This window comes from Butyrivibrio sp. AE2032, assembly GCF_000702965.1.
In genome coordinates this window covers 1656780-1675074 of the sequence record NZ_JNLF01000003.1, presented here as the reverse complement: position 1 = coordinate 1675074, position 18295 = coordinate 1656780, and the positions used below count along the sequence as shown (strand labels likewise).

General features: G+C 35.3%; 17 protein-coding genes. All 17 read right to left on the bottom strand.

Annotated features, from left to right (window positions below):
• Positions 1-23 precede the first annotated feature (23 nt).
• Positions 24-938, bottom strand: coding sequence for a glycosyltransferase family 10 domain-containing protein (locus BO18_RS09435; RefSeq protein ID WP_034445653.1), 915 nt, complete (start codon positions 936-938; stop codon positions 24-26).
• 25 nt (positions 939-963) lie between these two features.
• Entirely contained in the window at positions 964-2148 is a 1185-nt protein-coding gene (locus BO18_RS32595) for a glycosyltransferase family 2 protein (protein ID WP_051688612.1), read from the bottom strand.
• Positions 2149-2386: 238 nt separating this feature from the next.
• Entirely contained in the window at positions 2387-3802 is a 1416-nt protein-coding gene (locus BO18_RS09425) for a glycosyltransferase family 2 protein (RefSeq protein WP_034445651.1), read from the bottom strand.
• Between the two features lie 97 nt (positions 3803-3899).
• Positions 3900-4772, bottom strand: coding sequence for a DUF1919 domain-containing protein (locus BO18_RS32590; protein WP_051688611.1), 873 nt, complete (start codon positions 4770-4772; stop codon positions 3900-3902).
• Positions 4773-4774: 2 nt separating this feature from the next.
• Positions 4775-6346 (bottom strand): glycosyltransferase, encoded by a 1572-nt coding sequence (locus tag BO18_RS09415; RefSeq protein WP_034445649.1) that lies wholly within the window; start codon positions 6344-6346, stop codon positions 4775-4777.
• 19 nt (positions 6347-6365) lie between these two features.
• Entirely contained in the window at positions 6366-7877 is a 1512-nt protein-coding gene (locus BO18_RS09410; protein ID WP_051688610.1) for a glycoside hydrolase family 99-like domain-containing protein, read from the bottom strand.
• Positions 7878-7887: 10 nt separating this feature from the next.
• Positions 7888-8859, bottom strand: a complete 972-nt coding sequence (locus BO18_RS34305) for a DUF268 domain-containing protein (protein WP_051688609.1) — start codon at positions 8857-8859, stop codon at positions 7888-7890.
• Positions 8860-8935: 76 nt separating this feature from the next.
• The gene (locus BO18_RS09400; protein ID WP_034445647.1) at positions 8936-10069 is read right to left on the bottom strand and encodes an alpha-1,2-fucosyltransferase; all 1134 of its coding nucleotides are present in this window, start codon (positions 10067-10069) and stop codon (positions 8936-8938) included.
• Positions 10070-10113: 44 nt separating this feature from the next.
• The gene (locus tag BO18_RS09395; protein WP_185752387.1) at positions 10114-11448 is read right to left on the bottom strand and encodes a glycosyltransferase family 2 protein; all 1335 of its coding nucleotides are present in this window, start codon (positions 11446-11448) and stop codon (positions 10114-10116) included.
• Position 11449: 1 nt separating this feature from the next.
• Positions 11450-12256 (bottom strand): hypothetical protein, encoded by an 807-nt coding sequence (locus tag BO18_RS09390; RefSeq protein ID WP_034445643.1) that lies wholly within the window; start codon positions 12254-12256, stop codon positions 11450-11452.
• Positions 12257-12268: 12 nt separating this feature from the next.
• The gene (locus BO18_RS09385; protein ID WP_034445641.1) at positions 12269-13480 is read right to left on the bottom strand and encodes a glycosyltransferase family 2 protein; all 1212 of its coding nucleotides are present in this window, start codon (positions 13478-13480) and stop codon (positions 12269-12271) included.
• 36 nt (positions 13481-13516) lie between these two features.
• Positions 13517-14599, bottom strand: coding sequence for a class I SAM-dependent methyltransferase (locus tag BO18_RS09380; protein WP_034445639.1), 1083 nt, complete (start codon positions 14597-14599; stop codon positions 13517-13519).
• A gap of 17 nt (positions 14600-14616) precedes the next feature.
• On the bottom strand, positions 14617-15768 hold the full coding sequence (locus BO18_RS09375) for a 4Fe-4S cluster-binding domain-containing protein (RefSeq protein WP_051688608.1): 1152 nt from the start codon (positions 15766-15768) through the stop codon (positions 14617-14619).
• Between the two features lie 27 nt (positions 15769-15795).
• Positions 15796-17010 carry a polysaccharide deacetylase family protein gene (locus tag BO18_RS32580; protein WP_051688607.1) on the bottom strand — a complete coding sequence of 405 codons (1215 nt, stop codon included), beginning with the start codon at positions 17008-17010 and terminating at the stop codon, positions 15796-15798.
• Positions 17011-17319: 309 nt separating this feature from the next.
• A complete protein-coding gene (locus BO18_RS09365; RefSeq protein WP_034445637.1) occupies positions 17320-17631 on the bottom strand; it encodes a DUF1919 domain-containing protein in 312 nt (103 codons plus the stop codon).
• A complete protein-coding gene (locus BO18_RS09360) occupies positions 17628-17912 on the bottom strand; it encodes a hypothetical protein (protein WP_034445635.1) in 285 nt (94 codons plus the stop codon). The genes BO18_RS09365 and BO18_RS09360 overlap by 4 nt, the downstream gene beginning before the upstream one ends.
• 54 nt (positions 17913-17966) lie before the next feature.
• Positions 17967-18155, bottom strand: coding sequence for a hypothetical protein (locus BO18_RS09355; RefSeq protein ID WP_034445633.1), 189 nt, complete (start codon positions 18153-18155; stop codon positions 17967-17969).
• Positions 18156-18295: the final 140 nt, after the last annotated feature.

The following is an 18295-nucleotide window of genomic DNA, read 5'->3' as shown; positions in this document are numbered from 1 at the left end:
CTCACCCTACCGTAAAAGACTCTCTAAATAATTGCTGACACTTTGTCGTATAATGCATTCATAGTATCAAATACATAGTCCGCCATCTCAGGCCTATACCTAGTTTGTGAGCAATAGTCCATAAATTCCTTTTTATCAGCGGACAGTTTTTGTACCAATGCCACAGTATTATCATTATTCCCCGTATCATCCCAAAAGATCACGGCATCATGGTTGATCATTCCAGGCTCTGGATTGTTATCTGAGCCATAATAGATAGGTATTGTCCCTGCGCGAAAGCATTCATGCAGTTTTTCTGTACAATATCCCTCAGCATTCATATTCTCGGAACAAATATTAAACTCATAGTCTGTCAAAAAAAGAACTTTATGGTTATGATATTTGTTCCAGAGCTTGTCTGTGTTATTTCGCCACTTTCCAGCATATGTTATTGGAAATCCTTCCTTTTCTAGCCTGTCACATATCTCACTGCGCACACAGGTCTGATCGTGTCTAGCTACGATAGCAATTCCTGAAGCATCCGTCTTCACTCGCCTTAAATTGATTTCTTCAATGCGTTTTCTTATTGATGCCAAATTTGAATCAGGTAAAAAAGTAAATCTTATAAATGCCGGAAAACGTAAATACTTTTCATTATTTTGGTATCCATAGCCCAAAGAAATATCCACATTATCCATCGCATAATTATCATAAATATTCATCCAAGTCTGCTGCCATTTAACAGCTTCTTTAGCGTGCATTCCCTTTGGTGGTTCTAGATTCTCTGAAGAATAAAAAATTTTAATCCCATCGAATGGTTCATCTAAATCTTCAGGATTTCCAAAAACGCTGTATAATCTTATATCCCTATCACAGTCCCCAAAGTAATGCATAAAGAAGGATTTAAACCACTTATCTGATTGTCCGTTGTCCCACCAATTCTTATATGAAATATTCACTAGAATTTTCCTTCTTAGTATTCCATCAGTTCATTTCCAAACACTTTTCAACTAATGTGATCGGATGTGCCCAAACAATCTTTTCTTCAGATATTCCCATATTCAACAATTCTTGCCGAATAGATCTATAAGTGTTTTCGTTTTTAATTGCCACAACTACCAAATCAAAGACTTTCTCTTTTAAAGTACTCACAGTTTCAATCTCACATGAAAGCTGTTTACCCCTATAATTAGCATCCACCCAAGCAATTACTCTCACATCATCGCATAACAGAAGTCTTAAGTATAACTCCTTACCTACAGTTCCTGCTCCATAGATAATGATATCCTTGTTTCTGATAGTAGGAATAATATCAAAAACATACTTCGCCATAGAAAAATCATTCCCAAACCATGAATTCATCATCTTATTAAAATTCACAAATGTCCTTCTCACCTTCCAAGCTTCCAATGCAGGATTCAAATCAGACAATTCAAATTTCTTAACCTCTTCACTGAAATACTGCGTCAGTACATTTTCTTTCAGAAGAAGATCTATTCCTGTTTTATGTGACAACGAATCATTGCGTATCCTATAGTGATAATATGAAGAACTCATTGACGAGAATGATGACGCCGCATGTAACAAATATAAGAAGAAAAAAAAGTCTTCTCCGTTATTCATATTATCCGGAACATTGCCATACGCAACTCTAAATATATCTGTGCGACAAACCTTAGTTACTACCTGACTCCCAAATCCACTTGCTGAACCTTTTTCAAACCACTCTGTAAGAATATCATCTGTATTTTTTATCCCAATAGTCTTTATTTCGGGAAAGGATATTATTTCAGCACGATCTTCATATTGTTCATAATATCCAAACTGAATATAATCCGTTCTCTCCTTTTCTAGAACCCCAATGGCATCTTCAAACAATGTAGCATCTATCCAATCATCTCCATCAACATTGGCTATATATTTCCCAGAGGCTAAAGCCAATCCTTTTTTTCTAGCCGAAACAAGTCCTCGATTGTTTTGATGAAAAACTTTTACTCGACAATCCATTCGGGCATATTGATCACAAATATCTCCGCTCGCATCTGTTGAACCATCATCAACAAGAATCAATTCAAAATCACAGAACGATTGTTCAATAATGCTTTCTATACACCTAGCTATGTATTTTTCAATATTATATACAGGAACAACGACAGAAAGATTTGGCATTCTCATCCTTTCCCTTATATAAATCAAGCATATATTAGTATTCACAATAGCTTGATTTTATCCAACAAAAAAGTCGCGTTGTCAATACAAAAGCAAAACCGTTCAAAAGCCATGTTGGGGAATTATAACAAACAGTAATAAAATAATCTTTATTATTTATCCATTATTCATATTGATAATAGTCATGTAAAAAGAAGCATACTCTCTTCAGCGATTTAGGCATATACTGTTTAACCAATCACATCTCATTAAATAAATATTCATCATATCTAAACAAATTGTATTGGTATAAATCAAAAAGATTTATTATCTTTATCATAGGATATTGTCTCTTCAAATTATCATATATTTCGTAACTATCCTTGCTTCTGACTGATATCACTATTTTTGACACATCTTCAAGATTTCCTGTATTACGTATTTCTTCCCCCCTAAAGCAATTTCCTGCTTGAAAAGAATCCACAAATACAACATTATTTGCTGGTCTTCCGTTTAATTTTTCATATACATCAAGCATAGCTTTTGTATGTTTGCCAGTTCCATATATAGCAATTTGTTCTCCATCAGTTACACCAATACCTAATTTATTAAAAAAACCTCTATAATACTCCTTACCCCAAGCTAGCAGGTCTTGGTATCGTTTTTTTACACTACTGTTGTTTATTAATCCTTGGCTAATATAGACTGAACTAATCTGAAACTCTGGTATTTTTTCAATTGCACTACTATCGTCTCCCCCCTCATAATACTGAAGGATTATCCTATCAAAGCCAAGAATCAAATCTTCAATTTTCTTATAATCCAGGCCAGCAATTTTGCCTTCGGATTTCAACTGCATAAACCTTTCAACAAAGCCATATGCCCAGCTTATTACATAATCTAAAACAGCCTTACTAATACAATCTCGTTTCATCGATAACACATATTTATATATAAGGCTTGCGCACTCCAAGTAATCACAGTATCTATTTGTATCAAATGCACTTGTCATAGTGCTGTCTTTACGGTACCTTCTCCTATATAATCTTTGCGGAAAATAGATAATCTCATTTGCTTTCATTGCACATTGAAAAGCAAATAAATTATCCTCATAAAAAATTTTCTCAGGGAATAGTATTCCCTTTGTTTGTAAAAAGTCTCTTTTATAAATTGCCAACGGAGCAGAGGCCAAGAATCCTTTTGGATAATAGTCATCAAAGAATTGTTTACCAGTACTACTGATTATCGTGTCAGTATTCAACCGATCATATATATCTCCGGATGACTTAAGATTCATGTCGCCAAATACTTTGGCATCAAAATATACACAATCTGGTCTATCATGTAGTAGTGTCCTTAATTTTTCCACAGTTTCTGGCACAAATGCATCGTCAGAATCAAGAAACATTATGTATTCACTATTAGCTAACTTTATTCCTTCATTTCTACAAGCACCCTGTCTTTTGTTTTCATGTGATATTAGCCTTATCTTATTTTCATTGCTACAATATATCTTACATATACTCTCTGTGTGATCAGTAGAACCATCATTAATTACTATGATTTCATCAAATCCGCTTGTCTGTTCTAACGCACTATCAAGACATTCTCCAATCCATTGTTCTGAATTATATGCTGGAATAATGCAAGTTATCGTAACACTACCGTTACACATAGCACCATTTATCTCCTATCCAACAGCTTTTCATACCTAGTTTCAAGAATTGTTTGCTAGAATTATGAATGAAATACTTGGATTACCATCTACATTATCAGCCATTATCTTTTTCATCTCCAAGCAACAAATCTACAATGTCATAACAATAGTTCTTCCCAATTGCTGATGTGGTTACCATTTTCCAAAACGGCTTCTCTTTTTCTCTATGTGGCAGATAGCATATGCAATCTGATTGATGCTCAAACGGAACAAAGCAAATCTTTTTACAATTACCAACCCTAGCAAATCTATCTGCAAACTTTACATCCTCTGTATAAGCCATAAACAAAAGGTTGTCATAGTTGATTCTGTTCTTTCTTTTTTCCCAGATGTTCACTGCCTCATCAAAATCTGTATAATGAATGAAATTTAGTTTAACATCCCCTATGGTTCCTACCGGATAGTATCGTCCCAAAGTCTCATTGTATATCTTGGTTTTATACCGTACATCGTAATCCATATATTGTTTAAGATTAGTCATGAGCTTAAGCATGTCATCTTCAGAAACCGACATATTAATGAACGGTGATGTGAATTGTAGTCCCAAGTAGTGATAAGCCAATCCACCCCAACAGTTCTGGGATATAATTGACAATCTACTCCTCTTTAAGCGCAAATACTTGTTCAAATCTATCTTGGGAATCTCAAGTACCTGAACCGGAATGAACAATTCATCTGAAATGCCCAGCTTCTTTCCGTTTTCTACTATACCCTTATAATTCTTGGCGCTAGTAACAATTATCACGTCATATTTGTTTCCATTAATACTATTTGGAGGAACAAACTGATAATCACCACACACTGCATATTCATTGCTATTCGCTGTAACACCCACAACATGCAGATTTCCTGTCATTTCATGGTATTGGAGTAGATTGAAATATCTGTTATATTCTTTACCAAGTCCCCAAACAATAGCTCTTATCATCGTTATTTACCTTCGCACAGCGACAAAACCCCAAAAACCCTTACGCTATATGTCTGTCTCAATTGCTCAACCATCTTTAGTTCATCCTTTATTGTTGTCACAAAAACACAGTCAACATCCTTCAAATCATCGCCTAGCTTTATAACGTTTACCACAATCCCTAGATACTTTTGTGACCGATCCATTACACCAACTATTCTAATACCGTTGACATCAAATGCATCATAAAGAGCACACCCAACATCTCCCATTCCATAAATAGCAACCTTCTTAATGTCATTTTCTTTACAATACTCAATGATTATTGTCAGTTTTTGCTTGATCTGTTTTCTTAAAATGGAATAGTTTCTTTCATCACCAACTTTTGGAGTGTATTTAGTCCTCAATGATAAATATCTTTCTTTAAGGTATTTGTGCAGTTCTAGTCTTTCGTCGTTTTTCACGTCTTTCAGTGCAATCCTGTCATATACCTCATTCAGCTTTCTTGCATATTCATTCGTGCAAAATGTATCTTTGACATACTTCTTCATACGAAATGTTATGGCGCGTTTATCTTCAGTTGATAAATTTATTGCAGAGATCATTTTTTGGGCTAGTTGATAATAATTTCCATATTCATATAAGAACCCTCTACCACCATCTTCTCCAATTAGCTCAGCGGTTCCTCCCATATCGGTTCCTATGGGAATAAGACCATCTGCCATAGCTTCAACTGTTACTCTGCCAAGAGCCTCCATCTTTGATCCGGTAATGGAAAACGCGCATCTTTCACGCCATTCAGACAAATCATCGCAATATGCAATTAGTTCAATATTCTTTTCCAGACCATTATATTTTATAAATCTTTTTATGACCCATTTTACTTGAGCATTACCGTTACCGATAATATAGAGTTTGGCATCACCCCCACTTTTTACCAGTTCGTTCATTGCCAACACCGCATCCATCTGCCCTTTATTCTCAGAAATACTACCAGCAAATAGAAAACTATTATTATCTTGCTTTAAATTCTTATCCGTACACTTTACATCAATCCCGTCATAAATCCTACATGATTCAAAGCCATATTTTCCTTCGAAGTCAATCCTAACAGCATCTGAGATGCTCACTACTTCACTAGTGCATGATAACAATCTCTTTTTCAGATCCTTGTCCCAATGCTCCCACCCAAAGTCCTCTTCCATAAACTCTCTTACATGCCATATATGTGGAACGTTCGTCATAGCAGAAGCCATCGCTCCAACATTGATCACGCTTGAATTAGAATGAATTATATCTATTCCTTCAAGCTCAACAACTGAAGCCAACTGCTTTGCTGCCTCGTAGTTGTCAATGAAGTTACATGCTATGTCTCGTTCAGAATACTCTCCAATCCTTCCATACCCATTTTTAAATGGAATGACAAAGTATCTAATTCCAAGTTGTCTTAATCGAACTTCGGCCGGTCCATTCGAAGGCAAAACAACAATTGGGCAGACGAGTTTGTCTACCACATGAAGATAATCAATTAGCGAACGATTAGCTCCTCCCAATCCACTTTCATGGACGATATATAATACTTTTTTCACCTTCATATTTGTACCTGATGTTTATTCAACACAACTCATCTACTAATTCCATAGCCGAAATTATTCTGTAATCACATTTACTTCTAAGTTTCTCATATATGTTTTCGTAATCCCACAAAGATGTAACTATTATGGCATCTACCTCTTGGAGGTCAGATTCCGGCGAAACAATTCTGTGCTCAGGGGAATTTTTCATATAACGCTGATCTATGATGTAATCGATTTGCACTTCAGATCCACGTAATTCATTGATCATGTGTTTGCCTATAGCTCCCATGCCATATATAGCAACATGTTTAATTTCATTTTTTAGTAAAAAGGAGGCGATACTCGTATTGTTTTCCAATAAGGAAACCCATTTTTCAAAACACAATGCATTTAATCTATACCTTTTTACCACCTTGTCTTCTGTTATTACCGGCGTTACAAAATCGCTTTCTTTTAGTTTCACATCATCGATTTTTAATTGTTCCAGAGCGTGCTCCTGCGCATTTTTAACAGCCATAAGCTTTGCATAGCCTTCATGCTCGTCCGGTTCAAGATACATTCCCTCTCCCCATTCATTCCATGCGTTTATGAACACTAATTCATTGCCAAGGTTTTGACTTTTTTTGTATAAAGCCGTCATATATTCCTCAAATTTACGAGAAGAATAACCCTTAATAGATACACCATTGACCCCTCGTCGGGGTGTATCATCGCAGTCAGCTACTGCCCCAAAGAAAGTTTTTCTCCCATATTGCGTTTTAGTACTCAATATATTCTTCCATATTTCATCAAAATCAGGGCGTAAGACACCATTTGTTCTGTCTGTTTCTAAAATCTTCCAAAACCTATGTGGCGCCAAATAGAGAGCTGCATCAGTTCCTTTTATCGAATAGTTGGATTCAACAGATATGAGGTATAATCCTTTCATGCCACAATCTTTAGCCAATTTTCTCCAGTATTCGATCATTGCATATAAGCACGATATCGCCTCTGGAGAGTGAAAAAGGAACACTGGCTTATCTTCTATTCGTATATACCTGTCATCCATAAAAAACGGAAGCAGATACTCAAAGTGAGCTTTCCATTCAGTTTCTCTTCCGTATTTCTGTTCCAGCAAAACCTCAGGTTCATCTGCATTAGCTATTTCGTATTTATCAGCCCAGGAATTCCCTGATATTTTACTCCAAGTTCTAGCCCACCTGTCATTAGCCCAGGAAAAACAAAACGGCATATCTATGTCTTTCCACTTAAGCAGATTCTCTGCAGGTTTTTCTAGAGTCATTCTGCCTGCCTTGAAATAATAATGATAAAAACATGCACCATCAATGCCGTAATTCTTCATCAGCTCAGCCTGACGTTGTAAAGTGGTTTTGTCTAACAGATTATAGTAGTTTTGTCCTTCTGGCACTCTTGGTTGACGATGCCCTTCAAACAATGGTTCAGCATCTCTGACCGCAGTCCACTCTGTAAAACCTTCTCCCCACCACTTGTCATTATCTTGTGTCCTATGAAACTGAGGCAAATACATTACGATAGTCTTTGTTTTCATCTTCTCCACGTCATCGTTTTACAAACCTAAATAAACCAAATAATTTTCCACCAATTTTGTCATAATCGTTGAAATGATTCAAATCAATGTTTTCGTAGTATTGACCATTTTCCGCTGCTGAGAATTCTACAAGAGACAGTTCATTGAACTCATCTACTATAGTCCGCGGATTAAACACTCTATGTGCATTAAACTCTAAATGCTCTTTTCCACTTATTGGTACAGAAATATAAGCTACTCCTCCAGTTGTCAGTTTCCTTTGTATCGCTTTAAAACACTTGAAACACGCCTCCGGATCTATATCATCACCATATCTTCCAAGCCCAAAATGTTCTAAGGAGCACAATGCTGATAAACTCTCTATGCTCTTATCCTGTATTTCATCCAAAAGAGTTGCATCAGCTTGTATAAACTCCCACCCTTCTATTTCACTCTTTAGTGGTCTTATATCAATTTGCTTAACCTTTTGTCCAAATGAAAGCAAATGTGCTATAAAACCATCTACACGAGATCCAATATCAAAATGTTCTCTGGGTTTATGCTCAAAAATATGTTTTGCAGCCCATAAATCTTGCCAAAAATAACTCCCCAGTGTTCCAGCATCTTTTCCTTTATCTCTATACACCAGATACTCGTTCTCTTTTTTATATTGAAAGGTACATCTTGTATCATTTAATGTGTTATATTTTTCACCATCCAATCGAATATATCTCTCCGCAAAATGATCTAACAAAGTATAATTAACCCTTGCTTCAGAGAGTTGTCTAGTTATTTCATACACACTTTGTGCTGTGGTTGCGGTGATAACAATAGTTTCGCCATGATAATCTCTCATAGTATCTTCGAAACTTCTTACAATTATTCCTTCTATATATTTTTTTTCTGTCCTATTGTCGCAAAAACTAATAACATTTTCTTTTCCAACAAGTTTCAATGCAGCAATTCCAGTTTTTCCAGTTCCAAAAAGAATTATTCTATCCATACTCAAAGGGCCATTCCTTATATTACCGTCTCCCCATATAGTGCACTTCTCATCTCAAATTCCGGATTTGTAATCTTCAAATTCTTATCCACTCTGGAGGACAAATATCTTTCATTACTTCTTTTTTTCCTACCATCCACCTTTTGGGGGCTATCACAATTTTGTCTTTATTATTGTTTAACCATGCCCCCCACCAACTAAAGGAACTATTTGCGATAATATTATGCCTACATTTGCTCAGAAGGTACATATCATACCAATCCTCATATACTTCAAAATTATTTCTATCAACAAATATAATGTCAGAAAGAGTAAAATTATTTTTCACCCAATCTATGTCATCAGAAACCACCACAAATTTGGGGTTACTTATTCTTTCCCTTATTATTTTTATAGCGTCAAAATAGTATTCACTTGAATAGGCATTCCCCAAGTTTCTGTGTGATGCCAACAAATAATCCCCCCGCCTAACATGTACTCCAACTGTTTCATCATCATCTAATGATAGAACGAAACTATTAAAAGACTTGTCCGGGTTCCGAAATTGAAATTTTTCTATCAATGAATTTTTTACCAAATCAGCATATTTGTATGACTGAAAATATCCGTCTACAAACCCATTTTTAATTTCCAACAATCTCTTATTGAAAACAAAGTCTGTTTCAATATTCTTCGGTTCCTTATAGCGAAAATCATTCGTATTATAGTTATACTTGTACGAGTCTATGCTAATACCAGGAAAAACTTTATCCAAAACAAAGGTTCTTTCCTTTGGATTGATGTATGGAGATAAATCTGCTTTTACTCTTATGCCATGTTCCATATAATATGTGTATACGGCGTAGATAAACATCTGATTGCCCAGCCCTCCCTTAAATCGAACTACAACTGTATCTACGTCTGTTTCATCATTATTACCATCACATATATATATGTTTCTGATATCTACTTCAAATACTGTTACTTTATCAATTCCATATTCTTCTTTAAGCTGTTTACATATCTCCTTAAAAAATCTCTTGTTAGCTATAACTACATTACAATCAACACCTTTTAAGTAATCGGGGCTATTAATATCAATTCCATCTACCTTTTCTCCCCACAATGATTTATCATTATCGATAAAACATAATATATTACAAAACTGCTTAAAATAATCCTTAGCAATTCTTCCCCATTCACCGGCTCCAAAAATGCAAACATCTTTCATATGTTACCCTGCCTTATAGTTCCCTGCCAAAGTGTAATAAAAGTTCATATCATAACAGGTTTTTCCCAAATAATTTTTTGTGATGAAACCCCTATCTCTATCAGATACTGTTTGATTCTTTCAGCCTCAGCCTGATGCTTAACTGCTATTATTACGACATCATAATCCTCATTTTGCATTTCGTCAGGATTTTTTACGAGATATCCAAGCTGCTCAGATCGTTTGTCCACCCATGCAATCAGCTTTAGCTGATTAGAATTTAGAACCTGTGTAAAGACTGTTTTCCCTACAAGCCCTGCACCATATACAACTACTCTGCTACCAAATCTGTCAGACAGATTATTGATATCAGGTATGATATATCGTCTCTTTGAAAGAATTCCAGTTTCTTCCCAAAAATCCACGGCAGTCACTAGATAAGTTTCAAAATCTATATCTAGCATTGACCTTACAATAGGTTCTACAATATTCCTGCTATTAATTCCGAGTTTATTTAACCCGCCTTCTCGTAACACTTTAAATAATTCTTTTTTTCCTTCATATGACCTCATAGTCCCAAAGCTATTAGCAATCCTATTCTGAGCGTATTCGTTAAATACTTCAAAATATAATTCCATGAGATTTCTCTTTATCATTTCCTCATGAACAGCATATAAAGCCTCATATATTCCAACAGGATTCTTATCATATTGTCCTACAGTACTATTGGGATTATTTGTCCTGTAATGAACCAAAACTTCATCTAAATAGCCAATACTTTTTGCTTCCATCAATGCAAGCATAACAAATTGCATCGCATTAACTACATATATGCTCTGAAATGTCAATTTATTTCGCTCTATGAAATCTCTCTTAAATAGTTTATTCCAAACTGTCGTATTAGTTATTCGAAAGATCTTATTAGTCCTGTCAGCGTCAGATAAAATGCCTTGTGCTTTTGATTCCTCATCCATTTCTCCAGTCATCAATAAATATGGCGACGCCTTTACATCATTACGGTCATAAAACGAAAATGAATCAGCACCAAAAATCAAAATTTCTACATCTCTTCTTTTGGCTGCTTCATATGCCTTCTTTATCAGTTCCGATTCAAATACATCATCTGAATCCAAAAAAAGGATATACTCTCCTTTAGCAACTTTGACTCCAGCATTTCTTGCAGCTCCAGCGCTTTGATTCTTCTGGAAGATAATTCTAAACCGGCGGTCATTTTCAGCATACTTTTTCAAAATGCTAGCACTACCGTCAGTTGATCCATCATCAACACATATAACTTCAAAATTCGTTTCCGTTTGATTTATCAATGAGCCTAATGACTCGTCTAGATATGATTCAGCGTTATATATCGGCATAACTACCGAAAGCTTTATTCGTTCCATTTCATTCATCATTCGCCTTTTTAAGTTTTCTCATGGTATTTGTTATCAGTATTGCTTCTCCTTCAGCATGTGTCTCGAAAACTTCTTTTTCTGTTTTTCCAAATATAGGTCTCATAGCACTCTTCCTCGCTTCGTTTGCGCGGTACAGATCACAGAAAACGAACCGTTCTTTAAAATAATATGCAGTCATCATTCGATGATTCCCATCAAAACAATAATTCATATCCTGATTAACCTTAATATGCGAATATGAATGATTATTTCCACGTTCTTTTATCGAATCACAGAATGCTTTGGTTCTCTTTTGCGCAGTAATCATATTGGTTTCTTGTGAAAGCATTCTTTCATGACATCTAATACCAATAGTATTATTTCCACACACCTCATCAATTGTTAAAAAATAAACTGCCAACATATACACAAAATCCATTTTTGATACTAATAACTTCACAGACACTTGAACATCTGTCTTTTCAGGAATGCCATGTTCTAGTTCGAACATAACCGGGTAAATCCATTCCCATCTTTTAAAGCCAACTTTTTTTATGTTTTCTACTATTTCATCCACATAGATATCATGAACTGCTATAAGTACTATTGCACCCTTGTCTAACGAGATATCAAACACACTATACACATTTTCAGTGCTACTATCTTCTATATACCCGGAAACTATAAATCCCAAAAAACACTTGTCATATCCAAATTCACGAAAACATTTCAATAAACGCGTTCCTACATTTCCATTTCCATATATATAGTATTTTTCTTGCAGGCACGTACTTTTTAATTCCTCAACTCCTATCATACATACCTCTCTCTATCTAATATACTTTTCTTTGATACGTATTATTTCTTCTGGTAGATTATGAAAAGATAATTCATCAGCCTTAAAATATAATGCTTTATCCTCAATGCCCATTCCATGTAGTGCTTCCAAAATGCTGCTTAATGAAGAATAAACCATTGTCCCAACAACAATATAATCATATTGGACACTCAATAACATACTCGGTGGACTCACCACATAATTATCGTCACTACATAAAGCATAGTTTCTATCAACAAGTAGAACCACATCAGCCAATTTGTTTTCGGTTATATATTTGTATAGAGACCTTCCATATCTCCACGCGCCGTATATAGCAATTTTGCTATCTCTTCCAATTGAGCAAAACGGACTAATCATTTCCTTATCTCTAATCCAATCGATATCTTTGAATAAAACCCAATATAGAGTCATGTAATCCAATTGATTAATCAAACTCTTGGTTGTCCTTTGTGCTTTACATATGTTACAAAGTAAATTATCGTACAATTGACATATCTCTTCGCGATTAGGAAATGATGTCATTGTCATCGAATCGGATCTCATTCTGTAATGATATTTCTTTTCATTTATGATTATCATCGATTTTGAAGCTAGTATCGCAGAATAAAGCCACAAACCACCTTCACCAAATGAAATAGTCGAATAAATACTATTTGCTACTTGTTTTATAATGTCCTTTCTAACAGCTTTTGCGCAAATATAGCTTTCAAGTCCTTTTTCATAGAAATTCCCCGTAAACATCATGCTGGATAGTACTGACATTTCCATACTTCTTTCATCATAATATCCAGGTAAAATGATATTATTGTTTGCTTCACTCCTGACACCATATTCCTTTACCAAACTATCCAAGAGTAAATCGGGTTGCTTATCTGAAATAGCACGATAATAGCAATCACACATGTCACGATCAATCCAATCATCGCCATCCACAAATATAACATAATCTCCAGATGCCTCTATAATCCCCGCTTTTCTGGCGCTACACACACCTCCATTATTCTTTTTTATTATCTTAATCCTTGAATCAAGAAGAGCATATTTTTCACATTTTTCAAATGTATCATCATCTGATCCGTCATCAACGATAATCATTTCAATATTGTCGAAAGTCTGATGTATGACACTTTCGATACAGCAGCAAATGTACATACCAACATTATACGCAGTTATGATTACACTAAAAAAAGGCCTTGTCATTTACTATATCCATTCCTTTCGGATTGACAATACTTATTACACTTTCCTACATACAGCACCAACAACCACAGGATACTGCATATCATCATAATCAAAGTCTGATAAATCCAGGCTTTCCGCACATAATCCAAATATCATTGCAGCTGCAGTTTTGGCATTTCCATAGGTGATTACATCTACATTTCCTTTCCCAAAAGATTGTTCAAACAATTTCTTCATAGACATATTCGTAAATCTCCAATATTCTCCCCAATTTCTGTAGTCATACAGGGATAATTGCGCTAAGCCATGCCCTGTAACGAGTGCTGTACCTCCCTTCTTTAAAACTCGGTATATGTTTGATACAGCCTTATCTATTTCAAAAATGAACTGAATTGTTTGAGTGCAAATAAGGCAATCTAACAGATTCTCCGAAACGTCTTCTGCCTTTGAAAAATCAGCCTGTATTACATTGTCTCCCCATCCATTTACATGGAAAATATATTTATTATCAATCCTGCTAGAGAATCTCTTTATATAATTATCAGAAGCAAACTCCCCGATATCACCAACGATACAGTCAGCATTCTTTTGCAAAAACTTTTCTATGTAAACGCGATCTATTGCAGTTCCTAATTCCATTCCATATCTTTCACTTACAGGGCGCAAAGGAAGTTTCTGTATGTAACTAATTTCTGGAAAATAATCCTTATATATCTCCCTAATAGATTCGTTTAACTCTTCCTGAGTACATATATTAAATGCTCTTTCATTATTTCGAATTATTATTTGTGCTTTCTCAGCATAAAAAACATATCCTTCATCCTTAATGATTTCTTCAAACCGGTTATATTGGGGGGCAAAAGCCAATCCAAACCTTATCCTACTATCATCTATCCCCAAACCTTTCAAATCACTCCACATTTCAAAAAACTTTACTGACATTATCAACACTGGGATATGGGAACACATGCAAATATCTGCCGGATTTCTAACTGCTACTCCATCTTTTTCAACATCTAGTTGCCCTGGTTTTACCCTGTTATCAATAAAAAGAACAATATCATATTTTCTTAGAATAGCTTCTTTCTTTGACTCAAAGTAGTTTCCAACACCGAAAACAATGGCTTTCTCTTTCACAAAAAACCTCCCTGGATTCAAATAGTCCACTCTCTTATGTCCTTCTTAGATATTCCAAACACTTGCGATCTTCTGTTCTTCACATCGCAATAGCTGCAAAAAGGAACCGGTCTAGAAAGAAATTCCGTAATTTCTTTACTTGAACACGCATGATAAATATCTATAGAATCGTCATCAGATACTGGAAGTTCAAGGCCATAATACTTATTAAAAATATCTATATTAGGTATTGTCGAACACGTAAAAAGTCTACCTTTTTTTAAATTTATACATCTATTTGCCAGAATACAGTTTCTAAAATTGTCCTCGGCATTCTGCTTTCCATCTAAATCTAACGGATATAAAGTAAACTCTTCTTTTTCTCCTTTTCCACCATAGCTTCCATAGTACCTGTAAGAAACACCTTTATTATCCATGAAATTGCATAGTTCATCGTACTTTACACGTATTGGATAACGTGTCATAGAAATGACTATGCTATTTCTTTTACAAACGTCCCAAAACGCTTCCTCCATATTGTCAAGCAAAATACCGTTTGTTATCAAAAGAATAAGTGCTTGAGGAAACTCTTTTCTTGCTACTTCCAAATACTTGCATACATTCTTATTTAAAAGCGGTTCTCCTCCAAGGATTTGAATTCTCCATGCTTTATGATCAAATAGTTCGCCTAACCTCGTAACATCATTTTCAAACTGAATACAATCATAATACTCTTCTCCTGATAAAGGCGAAAAGTGCGCACAACTACGGCAATTTAAGTTGCAATGCCTCGCAATATCAACATCAAAATGGAACGCTTCCATTGGAGTTATCCTATATTGTTCTTTGAACCATCTTTTTTTTGTCTCCAATTCCTCGGGCAAATCAACTATTATTCTTCTATCTTCTACTCCTAGTGATTCAAGCTGACTTGTCATATCTTTTTTTCGGTATACAGCAGACAAAACAAATAGTGATTCTTTATATAGATTTACTGCTTCTGATACAGAAGTTACCCTTACTCCGTCAAATTTCCCACATTTCTCTTTGTCGTTATCGCAAGCCTCAACAGAAATGTTTGGGAATCGCTCTCTCAAATAACCAATCATCCAAATTCCAAAGTCACCATACCCAAAAACTATTACATGTTCTTCTTTACTTATTATTTGCTCAAATTCATTTAAATCCATAAAACTGCTCCTCGCGAGAACACTTTGTCAACTATAAATAGACCAGTTAGCATCCATGTTATGAATAAAATCTGGTAACGAACAATTTCGCTGAGAATTCCTTGGTATTTGATACAAATCGTCGCCAGCATAATGTATTCCCGCAAAAGCTGACGCAGCCTTTTTATATCCGCATTCGCCTACTATTTTTATTGTTGTATTATCGTAATCTATATTTCTCCCCCCAAAAGGGTACGAGAACGTGAGCACTTCTTTCCCTGTAATTATTTCAAGTCTATTCCTGGATTCATTCAATTCAAAAAACTGGTCTTCTTTAGATTGAAACATCAACGAAGGATGCGTTACAGTATGCGCACCTAATGATACCAGTCCTGAATCAACTAGTTCCACTATTTCATTTGATGAAAGTATTCTACACGTTTCATCTGCCAAAAATTGCCTAGGAAAATTCTTGAAAAATTGTTCTCTCTGTACACTACTACTTTTTCTTAATGTTCCATGTATCTCCTTTGTGTTTTCTTTCAAATCAAGCTCAGATAATTTGTCAAACCAAAATTTACATTTTGTATCTATATTCTCAGTACAGACAAAAATTGTTGCAGGAACATGGTATTTTTTCAGAATAGGAAATGCGAATTTATAATTATTAGCATAACCATCATCAAATGTAATGACCACCGATGGTTCATCATCAGTTTCCCACTCCTCATCAAATCTTCCTATGTGATAATTATCCGCAAGATATCTTATCTGTTCCTCGAAGTTTTCCTTAGTTACAGTTATATTCCAATAATCATTATCAGCACTTGGTAAAACTGAATGATATAGTAATACGTATTTGCTTCCCCTTCTTATAGTTGACGGTTTTACATAATGAGTCCGCGCTTTTACTGCTAATACAGTATTCTCATCAACAACATAGTAATTCTTGCAACCACGCTTATGAATCTGTGCTTTTATATCCTCAATGTATCTCATTGAAGCACACAAGAAGTAGAAATAATTGCGATCCGACTCATCGACAGAAATAACAGGTATGCCCTTTATTTCATTTGTATTCGAAATACAAGTTTCAACAAAAGCCTTGATTTTTATCCCGTTTTCCGATAAAAACCCCTCTAAATAGCGCCCCCTGGCCCCAGCGCCATATATGTATATTTTATCCTTTCCTTTACATTCATTAAGCAACCTTGCAACCAACGTTTCTAAGTATGCCGAATTGCTCAGTGTTTCCTTCGCCATAGCCAATCAACCTTCATCTTTTTATATTTGCAAAATGTACTACGTTCTTGATAGATTGAGTCCTCATTTCGCCGATGCTAGAATTCTGAAATCGGTTTCCTTACTTTTGATAATTGCATGAATATTTCCACAATTATCCTTATTGCGTCTATAATAATATGTTACCACATATAGTGTTTAAGCGCATAAAAAAATACCAGATGAGGATACAAACATCCCTATCTGGTATATCGGTTAATTTCAGTGTTTACTTAAATCACTTATATGGTTTTCTATTATTGGGACAGTTTACTGACTTTATTATTACTCTTACGAATTAATCCATTCCAATAAATCAAACCATTCTTCAACGGCCATTCCTCTTTCATGAAAATGATAATGATTCACAGTAATAACTCCATCACAACCAGAATATATGCGATTACGTAGAACTAATAAGTGTTTAATATGCAACTCACAAAACTCTCTTGCCAAAAGATCAGTAACTGGGTATTTACCGCAATCCTCCATGACAAAGGCCAAATTATCATAATCCACTAACTTTCGACATGCATTCCAATGTCTCACAACACTCTGCATATCTTTATCATGCACAAACACAACAGAAAGGTCTTCAATCATCCCAACGGGACACCTTCTACCAAGGTCCCCATGCTTTGTATTCCCAGCATATTGTACATAAATCCCGCGATGCAGGAGTTAGATATTATACTTGGCAATTCTCCGATCAGCAATTTTGATCTGAAGTAACTAAGCATTTTATTTATATCTACTACAATTTTATCCGGGGTAATAAAATCTTCATATTCAGGAACCAGGCATATTATTTCATAGCTATGGTCAAGCGAATGCAATTCTTTTACAACTGTATAAGGATCCGAGATAGCTGCTATTACACGCACAGCCTCTCCCTGTTTCTCTATTATTTGGGCAAATTCTTTGAGACCAAATATATATTACAGTACCCCCCCGACTTTCTGAAAGCATTCCTCTTCAGCGGCCTTGTCAATAAATCCAGCAAATTGTATTCCTGTTTTGAACATAAAATCAGCCACCCTATATCCAACTCTTCCTACACCATAGATGAATAATGGGCCATATATATTCTCTATAAAATGTTCAACATCATTCGTTGTGGTTATCAAGCTTCAAGAACCTCCAATGCAACATCCCACAATTATCTCAATTGCGTCCACAATAATAGGTCGAGTAGATAAGGGGATTTCTCCCCTTATCCCTCTACAGAACCGGACGTGCGTCTTTCTCGCATCCGGCTCCTTGCAAA